Here is a 20,125-nt window from a genome sequence, read left to right on the forward strand (position 1 = left end):
CGCCACGACGAAAGAGACTACTATGCCACCTGCGCCATAATACGCTGCAGGCGCATATACAGCAGTGCGCTGGCGGTGGCCTCTCCAAGCACACTCTGCATGCCCATGACGGGTACTTGCCAGCATGCCAACGCCTGGGCGAAGCTGCTGGGCGCTTCGACCTCCGGGTGCAAACGGCGCAGTTGGCGCTGATGCAGTTTTGCCACATCGACCTGGGCGTTGGGCAGGGCAAAATTCAGCCGCTTACTGAGTAGTGCATTCAATGCTCCAATGCGCTTCTCTAACTGCCAGCCAACGATGGGCCGATTGCCGATAAATTCTACTAGCGCGCTCAAGTTATCACTGTTTGGTGGCAGTATCTCCCCCGCCTCGCACAGCAAGTGATGACGGCGCAGCGTTGCGCTCGCGGGCTGCTTCGCGCTGCCAAGGGTGATCACAAAAGCGCGGCTGGTATGCACCTGCTGATGGCTCAGCACCACTGCCGCCACGCTGATCACAGGTGATGATTGCGTGGGCGTTGCGGTGCAGGCGAGCGCCACCAGCTCTTCGCCCATATAGGGCTGAAACAGCCAGGCATAGGGGGAGTCTGCACAACGACGCCGGTCACTTTCACGCCTTAACAAGGTGCGCAGCGAGCCGCTAAATAGCGTCACATGTCGATCTAACAGCCGCATTCCGCTCACGAATACTCCAAATGGTAACGGTGGGAAAGCCGCTGCTTAAAGTCTTTGACAATATGCATCGCTTCGCGCAGTAGGTCGCGCTCCAGGGAAGAGAGGTTCTGCACCACGACACGGTTAGCGCGTCTGCTGCTTTGGGCGTTAGTTTCTTTCGCATCCGCAGAAGTTTCCAGCGTACTTAGCTGCTGCTTGAGGCGCAGCTCAGAAAAAAGCGCCAACGCTTCGCCCAGGTCATCGGCAAAACGGCGATCCAACCGGCCGTCAGTAACCAGGGCATCCAAGCGATCAAACGTCGAGGTGGCTTTGATGCGCCGCTCAAGCGCCATGGCGCGGACACCGTGCACGATAGGGAAAATACCGCCTTTCTTGATATCGATACCGTGCTGAGGCTTTTTCAGCGAACCAAACAGCGTCAGCGGCGTCGAAAAGCGCAGCGCCGTGCGGGCAAAATAGGAAAGCAGCAGCTCATCGCCCGAGCAGCGTTCAAACAGCTCATCGCGCACGCTCTCAAGCAAGCTCGGGTTGCCCGCCACGCCATGAGCATCGAGCATAATGGCCAGCTTCATCAGGCTATCGCCATCACGCTCCCTGGCCCACTTGGCAATATTACCTTTCCATTGGGATACCGTGGCCACCCACGCGGGGTTAGACACCATAATGTTGCCGGGGCACGGCGGGTAACCAAGCTGAATCAGGGTATCGGTGAGCGTTTGCATATGGCTGGCAAGATCAGGCCACTGGGTTTCATCGGCAAGAATCAAGCCGTTATCCTGATCCGTTTTTAGAATCTGCTCACCGCGCCCTTCGCTGCCCATCACCATCATGCAGCTCTGCTCGTGATAGCGCTTATCGACAGTGAACTCCCAGGCCTTGCTAATAATACGGCCGTTTAGTGCCGCAAGCAGATCCATCGCAAAGCGCAGCTTAACGCCCTGGGCCATCAGCGCTTTGACCAGCTCCGGGGTGCGCTGACTGGCAGCTGAAAGCGACTCTAAGTTGGTCGCCTGCTCGATCTGCAGGCTCACCACATAGCTGCGGCTTGAGAAGTAGCTAAGCACGTCGGTGAGCTCTACAACGCCTTTCAAGACGTTTTGCTCCATCACTACCACCCGCGCCACTTTATGGCGGGTCATCAGCACCAATACTTCAAATAAGTACTGATCCGGTGCGACGGTCACCAAGTTAAAATGGGCGATCTTATCCACCGATGATGTTACCGCGCTGCCCTTTAGCACTAAGGCGTTGAGCAGATCGGTTTTGGTCACCATGCCGAGGGTGTCGTCCTGGGTCGACACCAGCAGGCTGTCGGCGTGACTTTCGTTGAGCTGTTTTACAGCGCTAGCGATATCGGTCGTCGCTGCCATCAGCAGTGGCGCACGCATGCACTCGCTTACCTTGGCCAGCATAAAGCCTGCCATGGTGACGCCACCTTCGGCGCGCTTTTCGGTCATCAGGCGCGCCTTATGGGTCAGCGATTGGCGAAAAAAACTGCTGAAATCAGGATAGTGGCGACACAGCTGCTGAAACAGTGCTTTAGGCATTAGGTAACACAGGCACTCCTGTTCAGCCTTAAAGCGGTAGCGGCTTTTACCGTTGAGAATACTGATCGCGCCAAACAGGTCCCCTGCCGTGTAGTGACCAATACGCGCGGTAGATGAGGGCAATGTAGGATCGATTTCCGCCACTTCGCCTTTATGGATCAGATAAACGAACTCACCCGCTTGGCCAGTCTCTAAAATGATTTCGTCACGATCAAAATAGGCCAGGTCAATGCCACGACGAATATGGTCACGCCCCTCATCGTCAAGGAGCGTAAACGGCAGTTGGGATAGATCCACATCGACCATGGGGTATAACCTCATTAAACAGGCTGCGACTAACCGGGTTGTGTCTTAAGGCGCGCTAGCAGACATAAGCAAAAATAAATAAACGTCGTGACTCGATACTGGCCCACATAAATTGGCCCACACCAGCGCTTCAAAAAAACTGTTATCGATTATTATATGAAGGTGGCTGTACGGGTATAAAGGATTCACTTCCCAAGTAGCAAGTATAACCTTGTTATACCTTTAGCTATCACGCTAAAGTCGAAGCGACTTTTGATACACGACCAAAGTATCGACACTTACTAACCGTGCTTCCGGCAAAACCCAGGACATGTATTTAAAGTAGCCAATAACTGCTTTTATTTGCTCACTAGACTATCGTCCTATAGCTCTTCAAACGCCTACAAAATTCGCTTAAACAGCCTCTAAAAACTCGTATTTTCAATAACATGCATCTTACAAAAAGCCAATTCGTCGTTTATTGATACCAAAGTCTGGGATTTATTTTTTGACGTTTATTGCCCAGTATTAACAATGAGTCATGCAGGGTAATCGCACGTCACTAACTAACTCGACATTTCATATCGAATAATAAGGTGATGTGCTAACAGAAGCTGACTCACCACTCCTATCGATAGGGTGGCTTTAGACGTGCGATTGCCCTGATGGGTCACACGCTATTCCTCGTGAACTTTCCCAACCTTAAAAATCACAAGTGGAGAGCAACACAATGGCAGATGACAAAACCAACGCTGCTGAATACTGGAAAGCAAACGTCCGCTTAATTTTCGGATGCCTGGCTGTTTGGGCATTTGTTTCTTACGGATGCGCTATCCTTTTTCGCCCGCTGCTCGCCGGTATTCCGGTTGGCGGTACCGATCTTGGCTTCTGGTTTGCACAACAGGGCTCAATCCTAACGTTTATCGTGCTGATCTTCTTCTATGCCTGGAAGATGAACAAGCTCGATCAAAAATTTGGCCTTGGGGAGTAAGCCGGTATGAGCCAGTTTGCAATTAACTTACTGTTCGTCGGCGCCTCTTTTGCCTTGTATATAGGCATTGCGATTTGGGCGCGCGCCGGCTCAACGAAAGACTTCTATGTCGCGGGGGGCGGGGTTCACCCGATCACCAATGGCATGGCCACCGCAGCGGACTGGATGTCAGCTGCATCGTTCATTTCCATGGCGGGCCTGCTAGCCTCAGGCGGCTACGCCAACTCTACTTTCCTGATGGGCTGGACTGGTGGCTACGTTATCCTCGCGATGCTGCTAGCACCTTACCTGCGTAAGTTTGGTAAGTTCACCGTGCCTGACTTTATCGGCGACCGCTTCTACAGCAACACCGCTCGCTTAGTGGCTATCGTCTGCTTGATTGTGGCGTCGGTTACCTACGTTATCGGTCAAATGACCGGTGCGGGCGTAGCGTTCTCTCGCTTCCTTGAAGTCAGCAACACCTGGGGTATTTGGTTAGCCGCACTGATCGTTTTCCTCTACGCCGTATTTGGTGGTATGAAAGGCATTACCTATACCCAGGTAGCCCAGTACATCGTGCTAATCATCGCTTACACCATTCCTGCGGTGTTTATTGCCTTCCAACTAACCGGCAACCCGATTCCGATGTTCGGTATGTTCAGCACGCATACTGAATCCGGCATTCCGCTGCTGGCTAAATTGGATGACGTGGTTAGCGCACTTGGCTTCCGCGACTACACCGCCGATGTGGACAACAAACTCAACATGGTGCTGTTTACCCTGTCGCTGATGGTCGGTACTGCCGGTCTACCCCACGTTATCATTCGCTTCTTCACCGTCCCGAAAGTAGCCGATGCTCGCTGGTCTGCTGGCTGGGCGCTGGTGTTCATTGCCCTGCTTTACCTCACGGCTCCTGCGGTCGGTTCAATGGCACGTCTGAATCTGGCGACCACCGTGTACCCAGAGATGGCGGGGCAGGTTGAAAACTACGAAGAGGCTGCGCAAAACCCGATTCTGTACGAAGAACGCCCTGATTGGGTTCGTACATGGGAAGAAACAGGCCTTATCACCTTCAACGATCTCAACAATGACGGCCGTATCCAAATGTATAATGATGCTGCCGACTACTCTGATCGTGGCTGGGAAGGCAACGAGCTAACCGTCAATAATGACATACTGGTACTCGCCAACCCGGAAATTGCCAATCTTCCCGGCTGGGTTATTGGTTTGATTGCAGCGGGTGGTATCGCCGCAGCACTCTCGACAGCTGCAGGCTTGCTGCTGGCGATCTCGTCGGCGATCAGCCACGACTTGATCAAGACCATGATCAATCCCAAGATCACCGAGAAAGGCGAGATGTTGGCAGCGCGAATCTCCATGGGTGGTGCCATCCTGTTGGCCACTTACCTGGGGCTTAATCCGCCGGGGTTTGCAGCACAAACGGTGGCATTAGCCTTTGGTATCGCCGGTGCATCACTGTTCCCCGCGCTGATGATGGGTATCTTCTCCACGCGGATGAACAGCTCAGGCGCGGTCGCCGGTATGCTGGCGGGCTTGATTTGCACCCTGCTTTACATCTTTACCTACCTGGGCTGGTTCTTCGTGCCGGATACCAATATGCTGGCAAACACGCCGGATAACTGGATCTTTGGCATCTCGCCGCTCTCCTTCGGTGCCGTAGGCGCGATGATCAACTTCGCCGTTGCCTTTGCGGTTTCCAGAGTGACAGCTGCACCGCCGCAGGAAATTCAGGATCTGGTGGAAAGCGTTCGCTATCCGAAAGGTGCTGGCATGGCGATAGACCACTAAGTCATACTCCTTCCTGATGCGTTATCGCCATACGGCGATAACGCTTTGGAATCGACCTCATCATCGGGCTTCCTTAGGGAGGCCCGATGGCTTTTATAGATAGCTTTTATAGACGGCTTTTTGAAAGGATAAATTATGATTTGGCACTTGATCGCCGCCGTTTTTGCAGGCCTTGCGGCCGCCGGGATTGGCCTGATACTGCGCAATTTGAGCGGCAAACGTTTACCCAAATGGATAGTCCCGGTGTGTGGCGGACTGGGTATGCTGGGTTATCAAGTTCAGGTGGAGTACAGCTGGTTTGACCACAAGCAGGCACAACTGCCCGAGACCGCCACGGTCATTTCAACCGAAAGCAGCACGGCGGTATGGCGCCCATGGACTTTTGCCATTCCGATGATCACCAAATTCAGCATGGTGGATAGCGAGAACATCCGTATTACCGAGCAGGATGACACCCGTTTAGCGGAATTTATCCTTTATCAGTTTGAGCGCCATCACACCGATATTTTGATCACCCAGCCCTATCTACTCAACTGCGAGAGCCGTGAGCTAGTGCCCCTGGATAAAGACTCCCGCGACCCTATCCTCGAAGAGATACGCACGCTGCGCGAAACATCACCGCTACTCAACAACGTATGCGCCTAGACAAATAAACAGCCCGTGGTACAAACGGTCGTACACGACCCGTTGTTTCGCCTAGAATGAAGCCTTTTGACTGGCGCACGTTAAACACTCTGGCGGGGAGAAAGGCATGTTTCACGGCGGGCTACTGGTAGCGGTTTCGTTACTCTACATTGCCGTTCTATTTGGTATCGCTTGGTACGGTGATCGCCGCGCGCGTACCCACGGCGCCACCCGTCGGCGTCCGATCATCTATAGCTTGGCACTGGCCATTTACTGCACCTCGTGGACGTTTTACGGCGCGGTTGGCCAGGCAGCCACCGCGGGATGGTCGTTTGCGAGCATCTTCGTCGGACCGATTTTAACGTTTTTACTCTTCTGGCCGGTGCTGGCCAAAATGATCCGCGTTGCCAAACATCAAAACGTCACCTCGATTGCCGATTTTATTGCCTCCCGTTACGGCAAAACCCAGTCGCTGGCCGCCTTTGCCAGTCTGGTTGCCCTGGTCGGTACCCTGCCCTACATTGCCCTGCAGCTAAAAGCAGTTTCCACTACTTTTAGCGTTCTTACCGATGCCACCGATGTGACCCATACGCCGTTGTTTGGCGACACGGCCTTCTATGTGGCCATTGTGATGGCAATTTTCGCGATTCTATTCGGCACCCGCCACACCGATGCCACCGAACACCACGAAGGCTTAATCCACGCCGTGGCATTCGAATCGCTGGTCAAGCTGCTCGCCTTCGTGGTGCTTGGCGCCTTTGTTACCTGGGGTATGTTTGATGGCCTGGGTGAGCTGATGGGGCATGCCGAAAGCCAGCTCGAACTCCAGCGCCAGCTGGCCAACCAGGATTTTGGCCAAAGTTTCTGGGCCCAAACGCTGCTCGCGATGCTGGCGATTCTGTGTCTTCCCCGCCAGTTCCATGTGGCAGTGGTGGAAAACATTCACCCTGACGACGCCACGAAAGCGCGCTGGCTGTTTCCACTTTACCTGTTGGCCATTGCCTTTTTTGTGGTGCCCTTAGCCGCCGCTGGTCTGCTGCTGTTTTCCGAAAGCGGCGTAGAGCCCGATACCTACGTACTGGCTCTATCCATGGCCTCGGGCCACCAATGGTTAACGCTACTCACCTTTATCGGCGGTTTCTCGGCGGCCACGGGCATGGTGATTGTCGCCGCTGTGGCCGTGTCGATCATGATCTCCAACGAAATCGTTATCCCGGCGCTGTTCCGGCTGCGCTGGTTTGATACCAAGGCACGGGATTATGGGCGCTTGGTGCTACGTGCGCGGCGTTTAACCATTGTTGCCGTACTGGCCATGGCCTACGGCTTCTACCAGCTAATTGCCGAATTTACCTCGCTGGCCTCGATTGGCATGCTCTCGTTTGCCGCTGCCTCGCAATTTGCCCCAGCGCTGATTGGCGGCCTCTACTGGAAGCGCGGCAACCGGCTTGGGGTGATTGTCGGTATGAATGCGGGCTTCGCCATCTGGGCCTATAGCCTGCTTATGCCCGCGATGATCAATGCTGGTGTGCTGCCGACTGGCTGGCTTGACGGAGGCCCGTTGGGGCTCAATTGGCTATCGCCCACGACGCTGTTCGGCCTCAACTTAGGTGACAGCTTTACCCACGGCGTGATGCTGTCACTCGGGGTAAACCTGTTCTGCTACATTTTCGTTTCCCAAGTTACCTCACAGCGAGTGGTCGAGCGTATTCAGGCCTCACTGTTCGTGGATAGCGTGGAAACACGCCAGACCTCGGTCAACCGCCCCTGGACCGGGGCGACCACCGTGGGCGATTTAAAAGTCCTTTGTGAACGTTTTCTAGGCGCGGGACAGGTCGATCGCGCCTTTGAAGACTACGCCCGCCGGGTGGGTAAACCACTGGACGACGGCACTCGTGCCTCAATCGATATTATTCAGTTCACCGAACGCTTTCTGGCCTCGGTGCTAGGCGCTTCATCGGCACGCATTGTAGTCAACTCGGCACTTCAGGGGCGCGGTATCGGCATATCGGATGTGATTTCGATTGTCGATGAAGCCTCCCAAGTGCTGGAGTTCAACCGGGCGCTGCTTCAGGCCACCATTGAAAACATTAACCAGGGCATCAGCGTGGTCGATCAGAACCTTCGCCTGGTGGTGTGGAACCAGCGCTATCTTGAGCTCTTCCGCTTCCCTGACCACCTGATTCGTGTTGGCGCCCCCATAGACCGTATCTTCCGCTACAACGCCCACAACGGCGAGTATGGCCCGGGTGACCCGGAAGAGCACGTGCAGCTACTGCTCGACAATATTCGCGAAGGCCAACCCCACCGCTATGTGCGCTACCGCCAGGATGGCAGCGTGCTGGAAGTGCAGGGCAACCCAATGCCTGGCGGCGGTTTTGTGTATACCTACCAGGATATTACCCAGCAAAAGCGCATCGAAGAGGCGCTGATTCGCTCGGAAAACAATATCCGTATCTATACCGATAACGTGCCCGCGTTGATTGCCTACTTCGACAAAGAGTGCCGCTACCTATTTACCAACCGAGCCTACGAGCAGGCGTTCAATATTGACCGCAACGCAGTCATTGGTCGCCGCTTTGAAGACGTGCTGCCAATTAAGCAGGCGGAGGAGCGCGCGCCATGGGTCGCACGAGCCTTGAACGGCGAACGGGTCAGCTTTGAAGTCTCGCTGCGGGTGAATGAAGCCATGCGCTATATGCTGGTCACTTACACGCCGCACTTTGGTGACAGCCAGGCGATCCTGGGCTTCTTTGCGCTCTATCAGGATATTACCGAACGCCGTCAGGCTGAAATTGCCCTTAAAGAGACCAATGAAACCCTGGAAGAGCGCGTGCGTGAGCGTACCCAGGCGCTCTCTGAAGCCAACGCGGCGTTGCGCCAGGAGAACCGGGTACGCGCCGAGGCAGAGCTCGCCCTGCGCCAGGCTAAGCAGCTCGCAGAAGATGCCAACGCTTCCAAAACGCGCTTTTTGGCCGCGGCCAGCCACGACTTGCTGCAGCCGCTTAACGCGGCACGGCTATTTACCTCCGCGCTGATGCAGAACGTGACTACGACCGACACCCAGCGCATCGTTGGCCATATCGATAACTCGCTGCAGGCCGCCGAGGAACTGCTAAGCACCCTGCTGGATATCTCCAAGCTGGACGCAGGCGCCCTAACGCCCCGCCGCAGTCACTTTGCCCTAGCGGATATCTTCCGCCCGTTACGCGCCGAATTTGAGGTGATGGCGGACGATCGCGGATTAGATTTAGAAGTCGTGCCTACCCAGCTTTGGGTCGACTCAGATCCTCAAATGCTGCGCCGTATCGTGCAAAACTTCTTATCCAATGCGATTCGCTACACTCAAGAGGGGCGCGTGCTGTTGGGCTGCCGTCGCCAAAATGGCTGGCTCTCTATTGAAGTGTGGGACAGCGGCCCCGGCATTCCCGAGTCTAAATTGAGCGAAATTTTTCAGGAATTCCGCCGATTGGATCAGGTCTCCCGCCACAAAGAGAGCGAGAAAGGGCTGGGGCTAGGGCTCTCCATTGCCGACCGTATGAGCCGGGTGCTGGATCATCCTATCAAGGTACGCTCGACGGTAGGCAAAGGCGCGGTTTTCTCGGTTAGCGTACCGATTGTCACCGCCCACGAGTCAACCAGCACCGAGCTTGAGCCGCATGCACGGCGCGGCAGCCATAAGCTGAGCGGTACGCGGATTGTATGCATCGACAACGAGACGCTGATTCTGGAAGGCATGACCGCCATGCTTAGCGGCTGGGGCTGCGAGGTGTTTACCGCCACCAGTATCGGCGGGGCCAAATCGATCCTACGCAATATGGATGGCGACCCTGACGCTATTCTGGCGGACTACCACCTGGATAACGAAGTCACCGGCTTAATGGCGCTGGAAGCACTCAGCGAACGTTTTGAGGGGGCGGTACCGGGGATTGTGATTACCGCTGACCGTACCGAAGCGGTAGCTGAAGAGATCAAGCGGGCGGGCTATCAACTGCTGCTGAAGCCCGTTAAACCGGCGGCACTACGGGCGCTACTAACGCGCACGCTGCAGGCCAATCGTGCGGCGCGCTAAGCGCGCCGCGGTTAACACAGTCGTTGTTTGCTACTTGCTTAGGAAACGACTTTCGGCGGCTCGACTTCAAGCTTCTGAGCCGCGATAACCGCCTGGGTACGTGAGTGTACGCCCAGCTTGCGTAGAATCGCAGTCACGTGGGCTTTGATCGTGGCTTCAGAGACGCTCAGTTCATAAGCGATCTGTTTATTCAGCAGGCCTTCGGTCAGCATATTCAAGACGCGGAATTGCTGGGGCGTTAGCGAAGCAATCGCCTCGGCAAAACGCGACTCCTCTTCGCTGGTCTCTTCCAGCACGTTGGCCAACGCCTCAGGTAACCACACCTCGCCCTGCAGAATTTCGCCGACGGCTTCAGCAATTAGTTGTAGAGACGATGATTTAGGGATAAAACCCGACGCGCCGTAGTCAATAGCACGACGAACCACGTAGGGTTCATCACTACCAGACACTACCGCAACGGGGATATCAGGCATTTGACCACGCAGTTGGATCAAACCAGAGAAGCCATGGGCTCCCGGCATATGCAGATCCAGCAGAATCAAATCGGCATCTGGGTGGCGATTCACCACGTCAGTGGTGGCTTCCATGGTGTCCGCTTCGACAATTTCCGCCTGGGGGGCCAACTGGCGTAACGCTTGGGTCAGCGCTGCACGAAACAGCGGGTGATCGTCAGCGACGATAAACTTATGAGCTACTGCCATGGATATTCCTCCGGTTCCTCGAGCAGCGGGGTTGTCTGCCGCCGCGACGCTAGGCTCTTACGGTTGTGAAGCATGGTACCCCATGGGCTTCATCATGCCCAAGCATCACATGCACAATTTATAATAGATCGTTCACACAAGCGAAACACGTGTCCATAAACGCTTATCTATAAACGCGCCTCTATAAACACAACCGTGCCGACCTACTCAGGTCGGCACGGCTTTGAGTCGGCACACAAGCTCTATTGGGCTAAACAGCCTATCGCGTTGTCGCCATTATTGGTTGGCGCGATGCTCAATCAGCTCATCGACCACCGACGGGTCGGCCAGCGTACTGGTATCACCCAAACCATCACACTCATTGGCGGCAATCTTGCGCAAAATGCGGCGCATGATTTTACCCGAGCGGGTTTTCGGCAAACCTGGCGCCCACTGGATGACATCCGGCGAAGCAATCGGGCCAATATCTTTGCGCACCCACTGGGTCAGCTCTTTTTTGAGTTCGTCTGTCGCCTCGATACCGTCACTCAGGGTGACATAGATATAGATGCCTTGTCCCTTAATATCGTGCGGGAAACCAACAACGGCTGCTTCTGCAACGGCGCTGTGCGCTACCAGAGAGGACTCTATCTCGGCGGTGCCCATGCGGTGACCCGAAACGTTCAGCACGTCGTCCACACGCCCGGTGATCCAGTAGTAGCCATCCTCATCGCGGCGACAGCCGTCACCCGTGAAGTACATACCGTCGTAGGTCGAGAAATAAGTCTGAACATAGCGCTCGTGGTCACCCCAAATAGAGCGCGCCTGTCCCGGCCAGGCGTCAAGGATCACCAGGTTGCCTTCAGTGGCGCCTTCCAGTTGATTGCCTTCGTTATCGACCAGCGCGGGCTTCACACCGAAGAACGGTACGGTCGCAGAGCCAGGTTTAAGCGGCGTAGCGCCCGGCAGCGGCGCAATCATGATGCCGCCGGTTTCGGTTTGCCACCAGGTATCCACAATCGGGCATTTTTCGTTGCCGATAACGCGGTAGAACCACTCCCAGGCTTCCGGGTTAATCGGTTCGCCCACGGAGCCCAACAGCCGCAGGCTATCGCGCTTGCTGGAGTCCATGACGTTTTCGCCATGGGCCATCAGAGCACGCACCGCGGTGGGCGCAGTATAGAGAATATTAACGTTGTGCTTATCAACGATATCACCCATACGGCCATGGGTGGGATAGCTGGGAACACCCTCAAACATCAGGGTAGTCGCACCGTTGGCCAAGGGGCCATAAACGATATAGCTGTGCCCGGTAACCCAGCCAACGTCCGCGGTGCACCAGTAGATTTCACCCTCTTGATAGTCAAACACGTACTGGTGGGTCATGGCGGCGTAGGTCAGGTAGCCGCCGGTGGTGTGCTTCAAGCCTTTAGGCGCACCGGTAGAACCCGAGGTGTAGAGAATGAATAGCGGGTCTTCGGCGCCCATGGCTTCCGGTTCACACTCGTTGGACTGCTTGTCGACCAGCTCGTCAAACCAGACATCGCGACCCTCTTTCCACTCGATCTCACCGCCGGTGCGCTTCACCACCAGGACGTTTTTGCACACATCAGTGCCGTCACGGGTCAGCGCGGCGTCCACGTTCTCTTTCAGCGGTACGTGCTTACCACCGCGCACCGACTCATCAGCGGTAATCACCAGCTTGGAGTCGGCGCCAATAACCCGCTGGGCAACGGCGTCCGGCGAGAAGCCACCAAAGACAACCGAGTGAACGGCCCCGATGCGCGAACAGGCCAACATAGCCATGGCGGCTTCGGGAATCATCGGCATATACAGCGTAACGGTATCGCCTTTACCGATACCCAGCTCTTTCAGCGCGTTGGCTAGCTGGTTCGTGCGTGCATAGAGTTCGCGATAAGTAATGTGTTTGGACTCATCGGGGTTGTCGCCTTCCCAAATGATCGCTGTCTGGTCACCGCGCTTATCCAGATGGCGGTCAAGGCAGTTGGCGCTGACGTTAAGCAGGCCATCCTCAAACCAACGAATATCGACATTGTCACGCGCAAAGGAGGTGTTTTTGATTTTGCTGGGCGCTTTAATCCAGTCGAGGCGTTTGGCTTGCTCAGCCCAGAAGCCTTCCGGGTCGTCTATCGACTGCTGATACATGGCCTCATATTTGGCTTTATCGGCCCAGGCATTGGCGGCGAAATCGTCGCGCACCGGATAGACCTTCTGTTGATCGCTCATAAAATTGCCTCTGTCCGTGAAAATGCACTCTCTAAGAAACTGTAGTCGATACGATTATTTATGGGCTTATTGACCATTATCGGGCGTATCGGCTGCCATTAATGTTCCCCTAGCATAAACCTCCTCGCGCAGGCTTCCCTTTAGACATTGGTATTATCATTTTTTATTTAAAAAACAAACATTTATAAACAAATCACGAGACGACTTCCGGCCTGTAGACCAAGGTCTTAGCGCAGTGTCGGCAACGATAATGACGCCCGTTTACCACTAAAGCATGACGTCTTGGGGTAAATTGATGAAAGCGGCAATCGCATTGGTAACGATAAGGTGCGGACTGCGCCTGCTTAATATCAAACCGATGGGTAACACTGGGAACTAAACCAAAAAGGTCGCGCATGACCGTTTTCCACTCGCGGCCGTGGGGTTTTAAACGCGGGCCGTTGTCCAAATGAAACACCAGCCAGTGAGCCATTTCGTGGGGAATCACCTCATCAAAAAACGCCGTGCGGTTCTCTCTCAGTAACACCGGGTTTAAGCGTAACCCGCCGTGACCAAGATGCGCCTGGCCGGCCGAAGCGCCGCGCAGGTTAAACCACACATTTGGGGCTGGCAGCGCTGGGCACACTTCACAGCAGCGCTGCCACGCTTGTTCGACGCGAACTCGCGCGGCCTGATGCAACTCTGTTTCCGACATAGCCGCCAATTCAGTGGCAGGCCAAGGAGGCAGTGGTGACGTCTTCATTAGTGATAAACTAGCCGTTATAGGTAACCATTGATGAACGTTTGTATTAACGAGGCTTTACTCATGGCAGAGCGCAGCGATACGCCTGAAACGAACACGCCACCGCAGCCACTGCTCGAGGATGAGCAGTTGGATAGATTGGACGACTTCCTTGACTCGGATCAAGTGGATGAAGACGCCCTGGATCTTATTTCCACCCATGGCTTTTTAGTGGCCCTTGCCGTGGCACCCAGCGAAGTACCGGCGACCCAGTGGCTGACTGAGCTGTTTCAGGGTGAGCCTCGCTACGCCGATGACGCCGAGCGTGATGAGATTATTACCCTGCTCACACTGTTACGCGACAACGCGGTGGCGGTACTCGAGCAAGGCGGCTTACCGGAACTGCCGTTTGAACTAACGTTGGGAGGAGAACCCGCCGAGGAAACCCCTATAGGCGACTGGTGTGCGGGCTTTATGGAAGGCGTCTTCAGCGACGAGAGCGCTTGGTTCCAGGACGATGAAGAGGCCGCCGCCGCCCTGCTGCTGCCGTTTATGCTGCTCTCCGGGCTGTTCGACGATGAGCCGGACTTGGCCGAGCTGGCTAAAGATCAAGAACGCCAGGAGTCGCTGGTAGTGCAGTTGCCGGAACTGGTTTTGGATCTTTACCTGCATTACCGCGTGCCACCGGAAACGCCCAAACCCAAACCGCGTAAAAAAACGCCTGCAAAAGGTAAAAAGCGCTAGGTGCTTAGGCTAAATACTTAGCGTAGACACTATTTAAGCCGCGTTACCATGGCATCCAGCACGCCATAGATCCACTCACGGGCGCGCTGCCTCCAGGGGCGCGCCGCCCAAGCCGCGGCGTCTACCTCCTGGCTGGCGGCAAAGTTTCGCTCGAACAGTTCGCGCACGTCCGCCGCGAGCTTCGGATCCATTGCTTCCTGGTTTGCCTCTAGGTTCCAGTGCAGATTCCAGTGGTCAAAGTTACACGAACCAATGCTCACCCACTCATCGGCGAGCACAAATTTGGCGTGGATAAAGGTCGGCTGAAACTCAAAAATGCGCACCCCAGCCTTGAGCATGGTGTGATAAAAGCGCTGACCGGCAAAGCGAACGCTGGGATGATCATGCTTTGCCCCCGGTAGCAGTAAGCGTACGTCTATCCCTCTGCGAGCCGCCCGAACCAAACGCCGACGCAGGGCAAAGGTGGGCACAAAATAGGGTGTGCATAACCAGAGTCGTTCATTTACCTGGCTGACCCGATAATGCAATGAGTGGCGAATCGCTTGATAACGATAGCCACGCGCCGACATCGCCCGTCCAGGCACGCCATTGGCAAGCGCCTGAGGCTCACGACGCTCTGGGAGAGCCGCCGCGCGTCTATCGCCCTTCTCGACGCGGGTCAGCCGCGAATGCCATAGGCGCCGAAACAGCAGTTCCCAATCGGCCACCACCGGCCCTTCAATACGCAGGGCAATTTCGTACCAGGCATTCAAAAACTCATCCACCGCGCCAAAGCCACCGGTGAACGCCAGCTCGCCGTCAATAACCATTATTTTGCGATGGTCACGACTCAGGTTCAGCGCTAAAGAGTGGAAACCAATGGGGTTAAAAAAGCGCAGCTGAACATCGCCCTGCTTCAGGCGCTGGCGATCACTCCCGGAGAGGCCCATCGAGCCATAGCCATCCAGCAGTAAACAGACGCGAACACCGCGCTGCGCTGCATCAGTCAATACCTCAATGACTTGATCTGCAAGCTCCCCTGATTCCATCAAGTAGAGCTCTACCAGCACATAGTGCCGCGCATTATGCACCGCTTCAAACATAGCGGGCAGAAAGCGTGAGGCCTCCGGCAGCAGCGTAAATCGATTACCTTCTCGCCACGCGTTCTGCATGGGTGCTCCTTGCTTAGCCACTGATAAGTACACTAACGAGCTACCGTGCTAATGAGCGATGTACATACAGATCGTAGCGGCTGGTTTTACCCTCAAGGGTATGTTGCGGCACTGGCCCCGCAATAGGCGGCGCCTTACGGGGGCGCTTAACCACCACGCGATGAGTGGCCACATCCAACGCCGCTTCTAGTAATCGCGGGGCATCGTTATCATCACCAGCCAACTCGCGGAACAGACGCATCTCTTTTTTCACCAACGCTGATTTCTCACGATGGGGAAACATCGGATCCAGGTGTATCACCTGCGGTGAAAAGTGAGCACTGGCAACCAATTCAGCCAGGGATTGAGCCGCATCCCCATGACGCAGTGTCATGCGGGCAACAATATCCACTGTATCGCTATGCCTGGAGGCACGTTTCAGGCCATCCTCCAGCAGCGCTGCAATCGCTGCAACCCGCTCAATTAACAACACCTGGGCACCTAGGCTGGCCAATACAAACGCATCCCGCCCCAACCCTGCCGTAGCATCAACGATGCAGGGCGTCACGCCCTTGGAAAGCCCACAGGCCTTTGCGACCAGCTGACCACGCCCACCACCAAAGCGGCGCCGATGGGCCGCTTTGCCCGCCACAAAATCAACGCTGAGCGGCTTGCCGTAGCGTTTTTCATCACCGACCAGCGCCAACCCCTCATCGCCCTGCACCAAGCGCAGGCCGTCAGGCAGAACGATGCTCTCAACATCGGCCTCAACATCGCTCATGCGGGCTTTTTCCAGGCAACGTCGTTGCGCAGATAAACCGGCTGAACCAAGTGCGCGGCCTGCCCCAACCCAGCGGCAAAATCACGCGCCGCCAGCCACGCCATCTCTTCGGCGCGGGGCTCTAAATCATCCAAATGTTGGGGCATGCTGAGCTGTACATCGACAGTGAAGCGCTCCCACAGCGTAAAGCCGCTGCCTACACCTACCCAGTCGGTTTCGTCGCCTGGCAGGCGAAGTGCTTCAGGGGCCAGCACCGCCTCGGCGCTCATCGGTGTGATGGTATCTTTAAGGCAGTGCCACGTCGCGGCGTATACCTCGCCCATGCGGGCATCTAAGGCAGTCACCACGTGGCGGAGGTGATAGCGACGATGGGCCTGAAGGGCCAGCGCCTCCAAAGTAGACACCCCCAGCAACGGGCAATCCAAACCAAACGCCAACCCCTGGGCTGCCCCCGCCGCGATACGCAGTCCGGTAAACGAACCCGGCCCTCGGCCAAACGCTACGGCATCAAGCTGGGAAGGGGTTACCTGCGCTTCGGCAAGCACTTCGTCCACCATAGGTAACAACCGACGGGTATGGGCGCGAGGCGTCATCTCGAAGCGCGCCAGGCACTCAGTGCCCGAATCGCCCTGGCGCAGTAAGGCTGCAGAACAGGCGCTTGAAGAGGCGTCCAGGGCAAGCAGATGTAACGGCATAGCAAGTGGCCACTCGAAAGAAAGGTTGCGGCATTATACCTTTGTCACGCTAATACGACGATGACCCGCATTAGGCGGGCCATCGGCAAAGGCGTAAAATCAGTTAAGGGTTATTATCAACTGAGGGCCCTTATCAGCTAAGGGCTTCTTTAACCTGGCGGGTAATATCCGTCACACTGCCAACACCTTCAATGCGGTGGTACTGGGGCGCGCTCTGGGGATCCTGCTCGGCCCACTGCTGATAGTAATCAACCAGAGGGGCCGTTTGATCGTGGTAAACGGATAGGCGATTACGCACCGTGGACTCTTGGTCGTCTTCACGCTGAATAAGTGTTTCACCGGTCACATCATCTTTGCCTGGTTCTTTGGGCGGATTGTGCTCAACGTGATAAACCCGACCCGATGCCTGATGCACACGGCGTCCCGCCAAGCGACTAACGATCTCTTCATCGGGTACGGCAATTTCCACCACGTGATCCAGCTTAACGCCGCCCTCTTTCATGGCGTCGGCCTGGGGGATCGTGCGTGGGAAACCATCGAACAGAAAGCCGTTCTCGCAGTCGGGCTGACTGATGCGCTCTTTGACCAAGTCAATGATGATGTCATCAGACACCAGGCCACCACTGTTCATGATCTCTTTTACTTTCAAGCCCAGCTCTGTGCCATCTTTAATGGCCGTGCGCAGCATATCCCCGGTGGAAATCTGAGGAATCTTAAATTGCTCACAAATAAACTGAGCTTGAGTCCCCTTCCCCGCGCCGGGGGCACCCAACAGGATTAAACGCATGGCACTGCTCCTTGAAGTTCTTGGTATGAAAAAAGAGTTCGAAAAATGAGTATGTGAATTCTGTTAACTGACAATAACCGCGCCTCTCAAGCGACACAACTCCCCAAAAGCCTGAGAAACCCGCTTTTGTTTCAATTTTTTTAAATTAAAACAGCCAAATGCCCTAAATCTACCACTTTGGTCGCCCTGCGAGAGGTTTAGGCAGCATTTACGTTTAGTAAACACAAGCGGCGCCCCTAGGGGCGCCGCTTGTGAAAGCACATCGCTACCAATTACAGCAGTAAGCGACGAATGTCGGTGAGCACATCGGCCAGGAAGGCGGTAAAGCGTGCCGCATCGGCGCCGTTGATCGCACGGTGATCGTAGGAGAGCGACAGCGGCATCATCAGGCGCGGCTGGAAGGCGCTGCCATCCCAAACCGGCTTCATCTGTGCTTTGGACACGCCCAGAATGGCCACTTCCGGCGCGTTAACGATCGGTGTAAACGCCGTGCCACCAATCGAACCGAGGCTCGAAATGGTGAAGCAGCCACCGGTCATCTCGTCGCGCTTGAGCTTTTTGGTCTGGGCTTTCTTGCCTAGCTCCGCCATCTCCTTGGCAATCTCGATCAAGGATTTGTTATCGGCGTCATCTCGTCGCGCTTGAGCTTTTTGGTCTGGGCTTTCTTGCCTAGCTCCGCCATCTCCTTGGCAATCTCGATCAAGGATTTGTTATCGGCGTTGCGCACTACTGGCACCATCAGACCGTCAGGCGTATCCACGGCAATACCGATATGGACGTAGTTCTTCCATACCAGGGTTTCACCGTCACCCTTCAGACTGACATTGAACTGCGGGAATTTACGCAGCGCAAAGGCGCAGGCCTTGACCATAAACGGCAGCGGCGTCAGTTTGGCGCCCTGGGCTTCAGCCTCTGCTTTCATCGCCTTACGGAAAGCTTCCAGCTCGGTGATGTCCGCTTCATCGAACTGCGTGACATGGGGCACATTGAGCCAACTGCGGTGCAGGTTGGTCGCGCCCATCTTGAGCAGACGCCCCATCGGCTTCTCTTCCACTTCACCAAACTGGCTGAAGTCGACTTCCGGAATGGGCGGANGCGGTGCAGGTTGGTCGCGCCCATCTTGAGCAGACGCCCCATCGGCTTCTCTTCCACTTCACCAAACTGGCTGAAGTCGACTTCCGGAATGGGCGGAATCCCCGCGCCGCCAGTAGCCGCGGCTGCCGCGCCGGGCTGGGCTTTGCCCTGATTGGCAATCGCCTGCTTCACGTAGGACTGTACGTCCTCTTTGAGCACGCGATCTTTCGGGCCGCTGGGTTTAACGAGTCCCAAGTCGACGCCTAGTTCACGAGCCAGCATGCGTACCGCAGGGCCGGCGTGCACCAGCTTGCCATCCCGGGGCTTATGGGCAGCCATCTGTGCTTCCGGGCTGGGGGTACCGGCCGGAGATTCAGACGGTTTAGCGCTGTCCTTGCTGTCACTGCTCTGCGAGGCTTTTTCTGGTGCGGCCTTTTTCGGTGCCGCTTTTTTGGCACCCGCCACTTCCATATAGCCGATCACATCGCCTTCAGAGACGGTGTCGCCCTCTTTAACGGTCAGCTCAAGAAGCTTGCCTTTGTAGGGGCTGGGCACGTCCATAGAGGCTTTATCAGACTCTAGGGTAACCAACGGGTCTTCTTCATTGACTTCGTCACCCGCCGCTACGCCGATCTCGATAATCGGCACGTCAGAGGAGCCAGAAAGATCCGGTACGCGAATCTCTTTGCGCTCCGGCTCGCCACTGGCGGCCTCTTCCTGATCATCTTCAGCCATTTCTTCCGGCTCGCTACTGGCTTGGCTAGAGGACGGTTCTGGAGAAGAGCTCTCTTCCGATGCGTCTTCGCTGTCGCCGCCTTCGCCGACGATCTCCATCTGGCCGATCACATCGCCTTCAGACACCGTGTCGCCCTCTTTCACGGTAAAGCTGACGATCTTACCGCTATAGGGGCTAGGTACGTCCATGGAGGCTTTGTCAGACTCCAACGTGATCAAGGTGTCTTCGGCCTCAACCTCATCGCCTTCGCTGACCGCGACGTCGATAATTTCGACGCTGTCCGAGCCGCCGAGATCGGGCACTTTGATATCCACCGTCTGCTTACCGCCGGCTGACTTTTTAGCCGCAGGCTTCTGCTCTTGAGACGGCTCTTTGGGTTTTTCTTGCTTCGCTGGGGCCTCTTCAGGCTGGCTGTCAGACGAGCTCTCTTGTTTCTCGTCGCCGCCACCTTCGACTTCCAGCTCAACGATATCGTCCCCTTCCGAGACGCTATCGCCTTCTTTGACCAGCACTTTGAGTACCTTGCCGCCTTTCGGGGCCGGTACGTCCATG

15 protein-coding genes and 1 pseudogene are annotated in these 20,125 nt (G+C 55.7%); 6 read left to right on the forward strand and 10 right to left on the reverse strand.

Going from position 1 to position 20,125, the window contains the following annotated elements; translation table 11 throughout:
• Positions 1 to 20: 20 nt before the first annotated feature.
• Both RO22_RS16945 and RO22_RS16950 read right to left on the reverse strand, forming a co-directional pair.
• Complete coding sequence (locus RO22_RS16945; RefSeq protein WP_041158893.1) at positions 21 to 674, reverse strand: DNA polymerase III subunit epsilon; 654 nt, start codon at positions 672 to 674, stop codon at positions 21 to 23.
• 5 nt (positions 675 to 679) lie between these two features.
• The gene (locus RO22_RS16950) at positions 680 to 2,527 is read right to left on the reverse strand and encodes a DUF294 nucleotidyltransferase-like domain-containing protein (RefSeq protein ID WP_041158894.1); all 1,848 of its coding nucleotides are present in this window, start codon (positions 2,525 to 2,527) and stop codon (positions 680 to 682) included.
• Positions 2,528 to 3,236: 709 nt separating this feature from the next.
• Between RO22_RS16950 and RO22_RS16955 the strand changes: the two genes are divergently transcribed.
• The 4 genes from RO22_RS16955 (at position 3,237) to RO22_RS16970 (ending at position 9,978) form a co-directional block, all read left to right on the forward strand.
• Positions 3,237 to 3,497, forward strand: a complete 261-nt coding sequence (locus RO22_RS16955; RefSeq protein WP_007113808.1) for a DUF4212 domain-containing protein — start codon at positions 3,237 to 3,239, stop codon at positions 3,495 to 3,497.
• Positions 3,498 to 3,503: 6 nt separating this feature from the next.
• A complete protein-coding gene (locus RO22_RS16960) occupies positions 3,504 to 5,285 on the forward strand; it encodes a sodium:solute symporter family protein (RefSeq protein ID WP_009287414.1) in 1,782 nt (593 codons plus the stop codon).
• 135 nt (positions 5,286 to 5,420) lie between these two features.
• On the forward strand, positions 5,421 to 5,930 hold the full coding sequence (locus RO22_RS16965; protein ID WP_022522135.1) for a hypothetical protein: 510 nt from the start codon (positions 5,421 to 5,423) through the stop codon (positions 5,928 to 5,930).
• A gap of 106 nt (positions 5,931 to 6,036) precedes the next feature.
• The gene (locus RO22_RS16970) at positions 6,037 to 9,978 is read left to right on the forward strand and encodes a NahK/ErcS family hybrid sensor histidine kinase/response regulator (RefSeq protein WP_027958145.1); all 3,942 of its coding nucleotides are present in this window, start codon (positions 6,037 to 6,039) and stop codon (positions 9,976 to 9,978) included.
• Positions 9,979 to 10,016: 38 nt separating this feature from the next.
• Here RO22_RS16970 and RO22_RS16975 read toward each other — a convergent pair whose 3' ends face one another.
• The gene (locus RO22_RS16975; protein WP_007113812.1) at positions 10,017 to 10,679 is read right to left on the reverse strand and encodes a response regulator; all 663 of its coding nucleotides are present in this window, start codon (positions 10,677 to 10,679) and stop codon (positions 10,017 to 10,019) included.
• On the opposite strand from RO22_RS16975, the gene RO22_RS25215 reads away from it, so the two are divergent.
• Positions 10,678 to 10,803 carry a hypothetical protein gene (locus RO22_RS25215; RefSeq protein WP_022522133.1) on the forward strand — a complete coding sequence of 42 codons (126 nt, stop codon included), beginning with the start codon at positions 10,678 to 10,680 and terminating at the stop codon, positions 10,801 to 10,803. The genes RO22_RS16975 and RO22_RS25215 overlap by 2 nt on opposite strands.
• A gap of 152 nt (positions 10,804 to 10,955) precedes the next feature.
• Here the strand turns inward: RO22_RS25215 and acs are convergent, their stop codons facing one another.
• Positions 10,956 to 12,905, reverse strand: a complete 1,950-nt coding sequence (gene acs, locus RO22_RS16980; RefSeq protein WP_041158895.1) for an acetate--CoA ligase — start codon at positions 12,903 to 12,905, stop codon at positions 10,956 to 10,958.
• Positions 12,906 to 13,098: 193 nt separating this feature from the next.
• Entirely contained in the window at positions 13,099 to 13,647 is a 549-nt protein-coding gene (locus RO22_RS16985) for a SprT-like domain-containing protein (RefSeq protein ID WP_027958146.1), read from the reverse strand.
• A 63-nt stretch (positions 13,648 to 13,710) separates the two neighbouring features.
• On the opposite strand from RO22_RS16985, the gene RO22_RS16990 reads away from it, so the two are divergent.
• Positions 13,711 to 14,370: a YecA family protein gene (locus RO22_RS16990; RefSeq protein ID WP_022522130.1), complete on the forward strand. Its 660-nt coding sequence runs from the start codon at positions 13,711 to 13,713 to the stop codon at positions 14,368 to 14,370.
• Between the two features lie 29 nt (positions 14,371 to 14,399).
• On the opposite strand, the gene RO22_RS16995 is transcribed toward RO22_RS16990, so the two are convergent.
• The 5 genes and pseudogenes from RO22_RS16995 to RO22_RS24230 all read right to left on the reverse strand — a co-directional run bounded on the left by RO22_RS16995 (position 14,400) and on the right by RO22_RS24230 (position 20,124).
• Entirely contained in the window at positions 14,400 to 15,521 is a 1,122-nt protein-coding gene (locus RO22_RS16995; RefSeq protein ID WP_027958147.1) for a phospholipase D-like domain-containing protein, read from the reverse strand.
• 40 nt (positions 15,522 to 15,561) lie between these two features.
• The gene (locus tag RO22_RS17000) at positions 15,562 to 16,281 is read right to left on the reverse strand and encodes a class I SAM-dependent methyltransferase (RefSeq protein ID WP_022522128.1); all 720 of its coding nucleotides are present in this window, start codon (positions 16,279 to 16,281) and stop codon (positions 15,562 to 15,564) included.
• The gene (tsaB, locus tag RO22_RS17005; RefSeq protein WP_022522127.1) at positions 16,278 to 16,976 is read right to left on the reverse strand and encodes a tRNA (adenosine(37)-N6)-threonylcarbamoyltransferase complex dimerization subunit type 1 TsaB; all 699 of its coding nucleotides are present in this window, start codon (positions 16,974 to 16,976) and stop codon (positions 16,278 to 16,280) included. The genes RO22_RS17000 and tsaB overlap by 4 nt, the downstream gene beginning before the upstream one ends.
• 133 nt (positions 16,977 to 17,109) lie before the next feature.
• Entirely contained in the window at positions 17,110 to 17,763 is a 654-nt protein-coding gene (gene adk, locus RO22_RS17010) for an adenylate kinase (RefSeq protein WP_022522126.1), read from the reverse strand.
• Between the two features lie 272 nt (positions 17,764 to 18,035).
• Positions 18,036 to 20,124: pseudogene (locus RO22_RS24230) on the reverse strand (2-oxo acid dehydrogenase subunit E2).
• Position 20,125 lies beyond the last annotated feature (1 nt).

Origin of the sequence: Halomonas sp. KHS3 (genome assembly GCF_000830495.1) — a bacterium.
Taxonomy (GTDB): domain Bacteria; phylum Pseudomonadota; class Gammaproteobacteria; order Pseudomonadales; family Halomonadaceae; genus Vreelandella; species Vreelandella titanicae.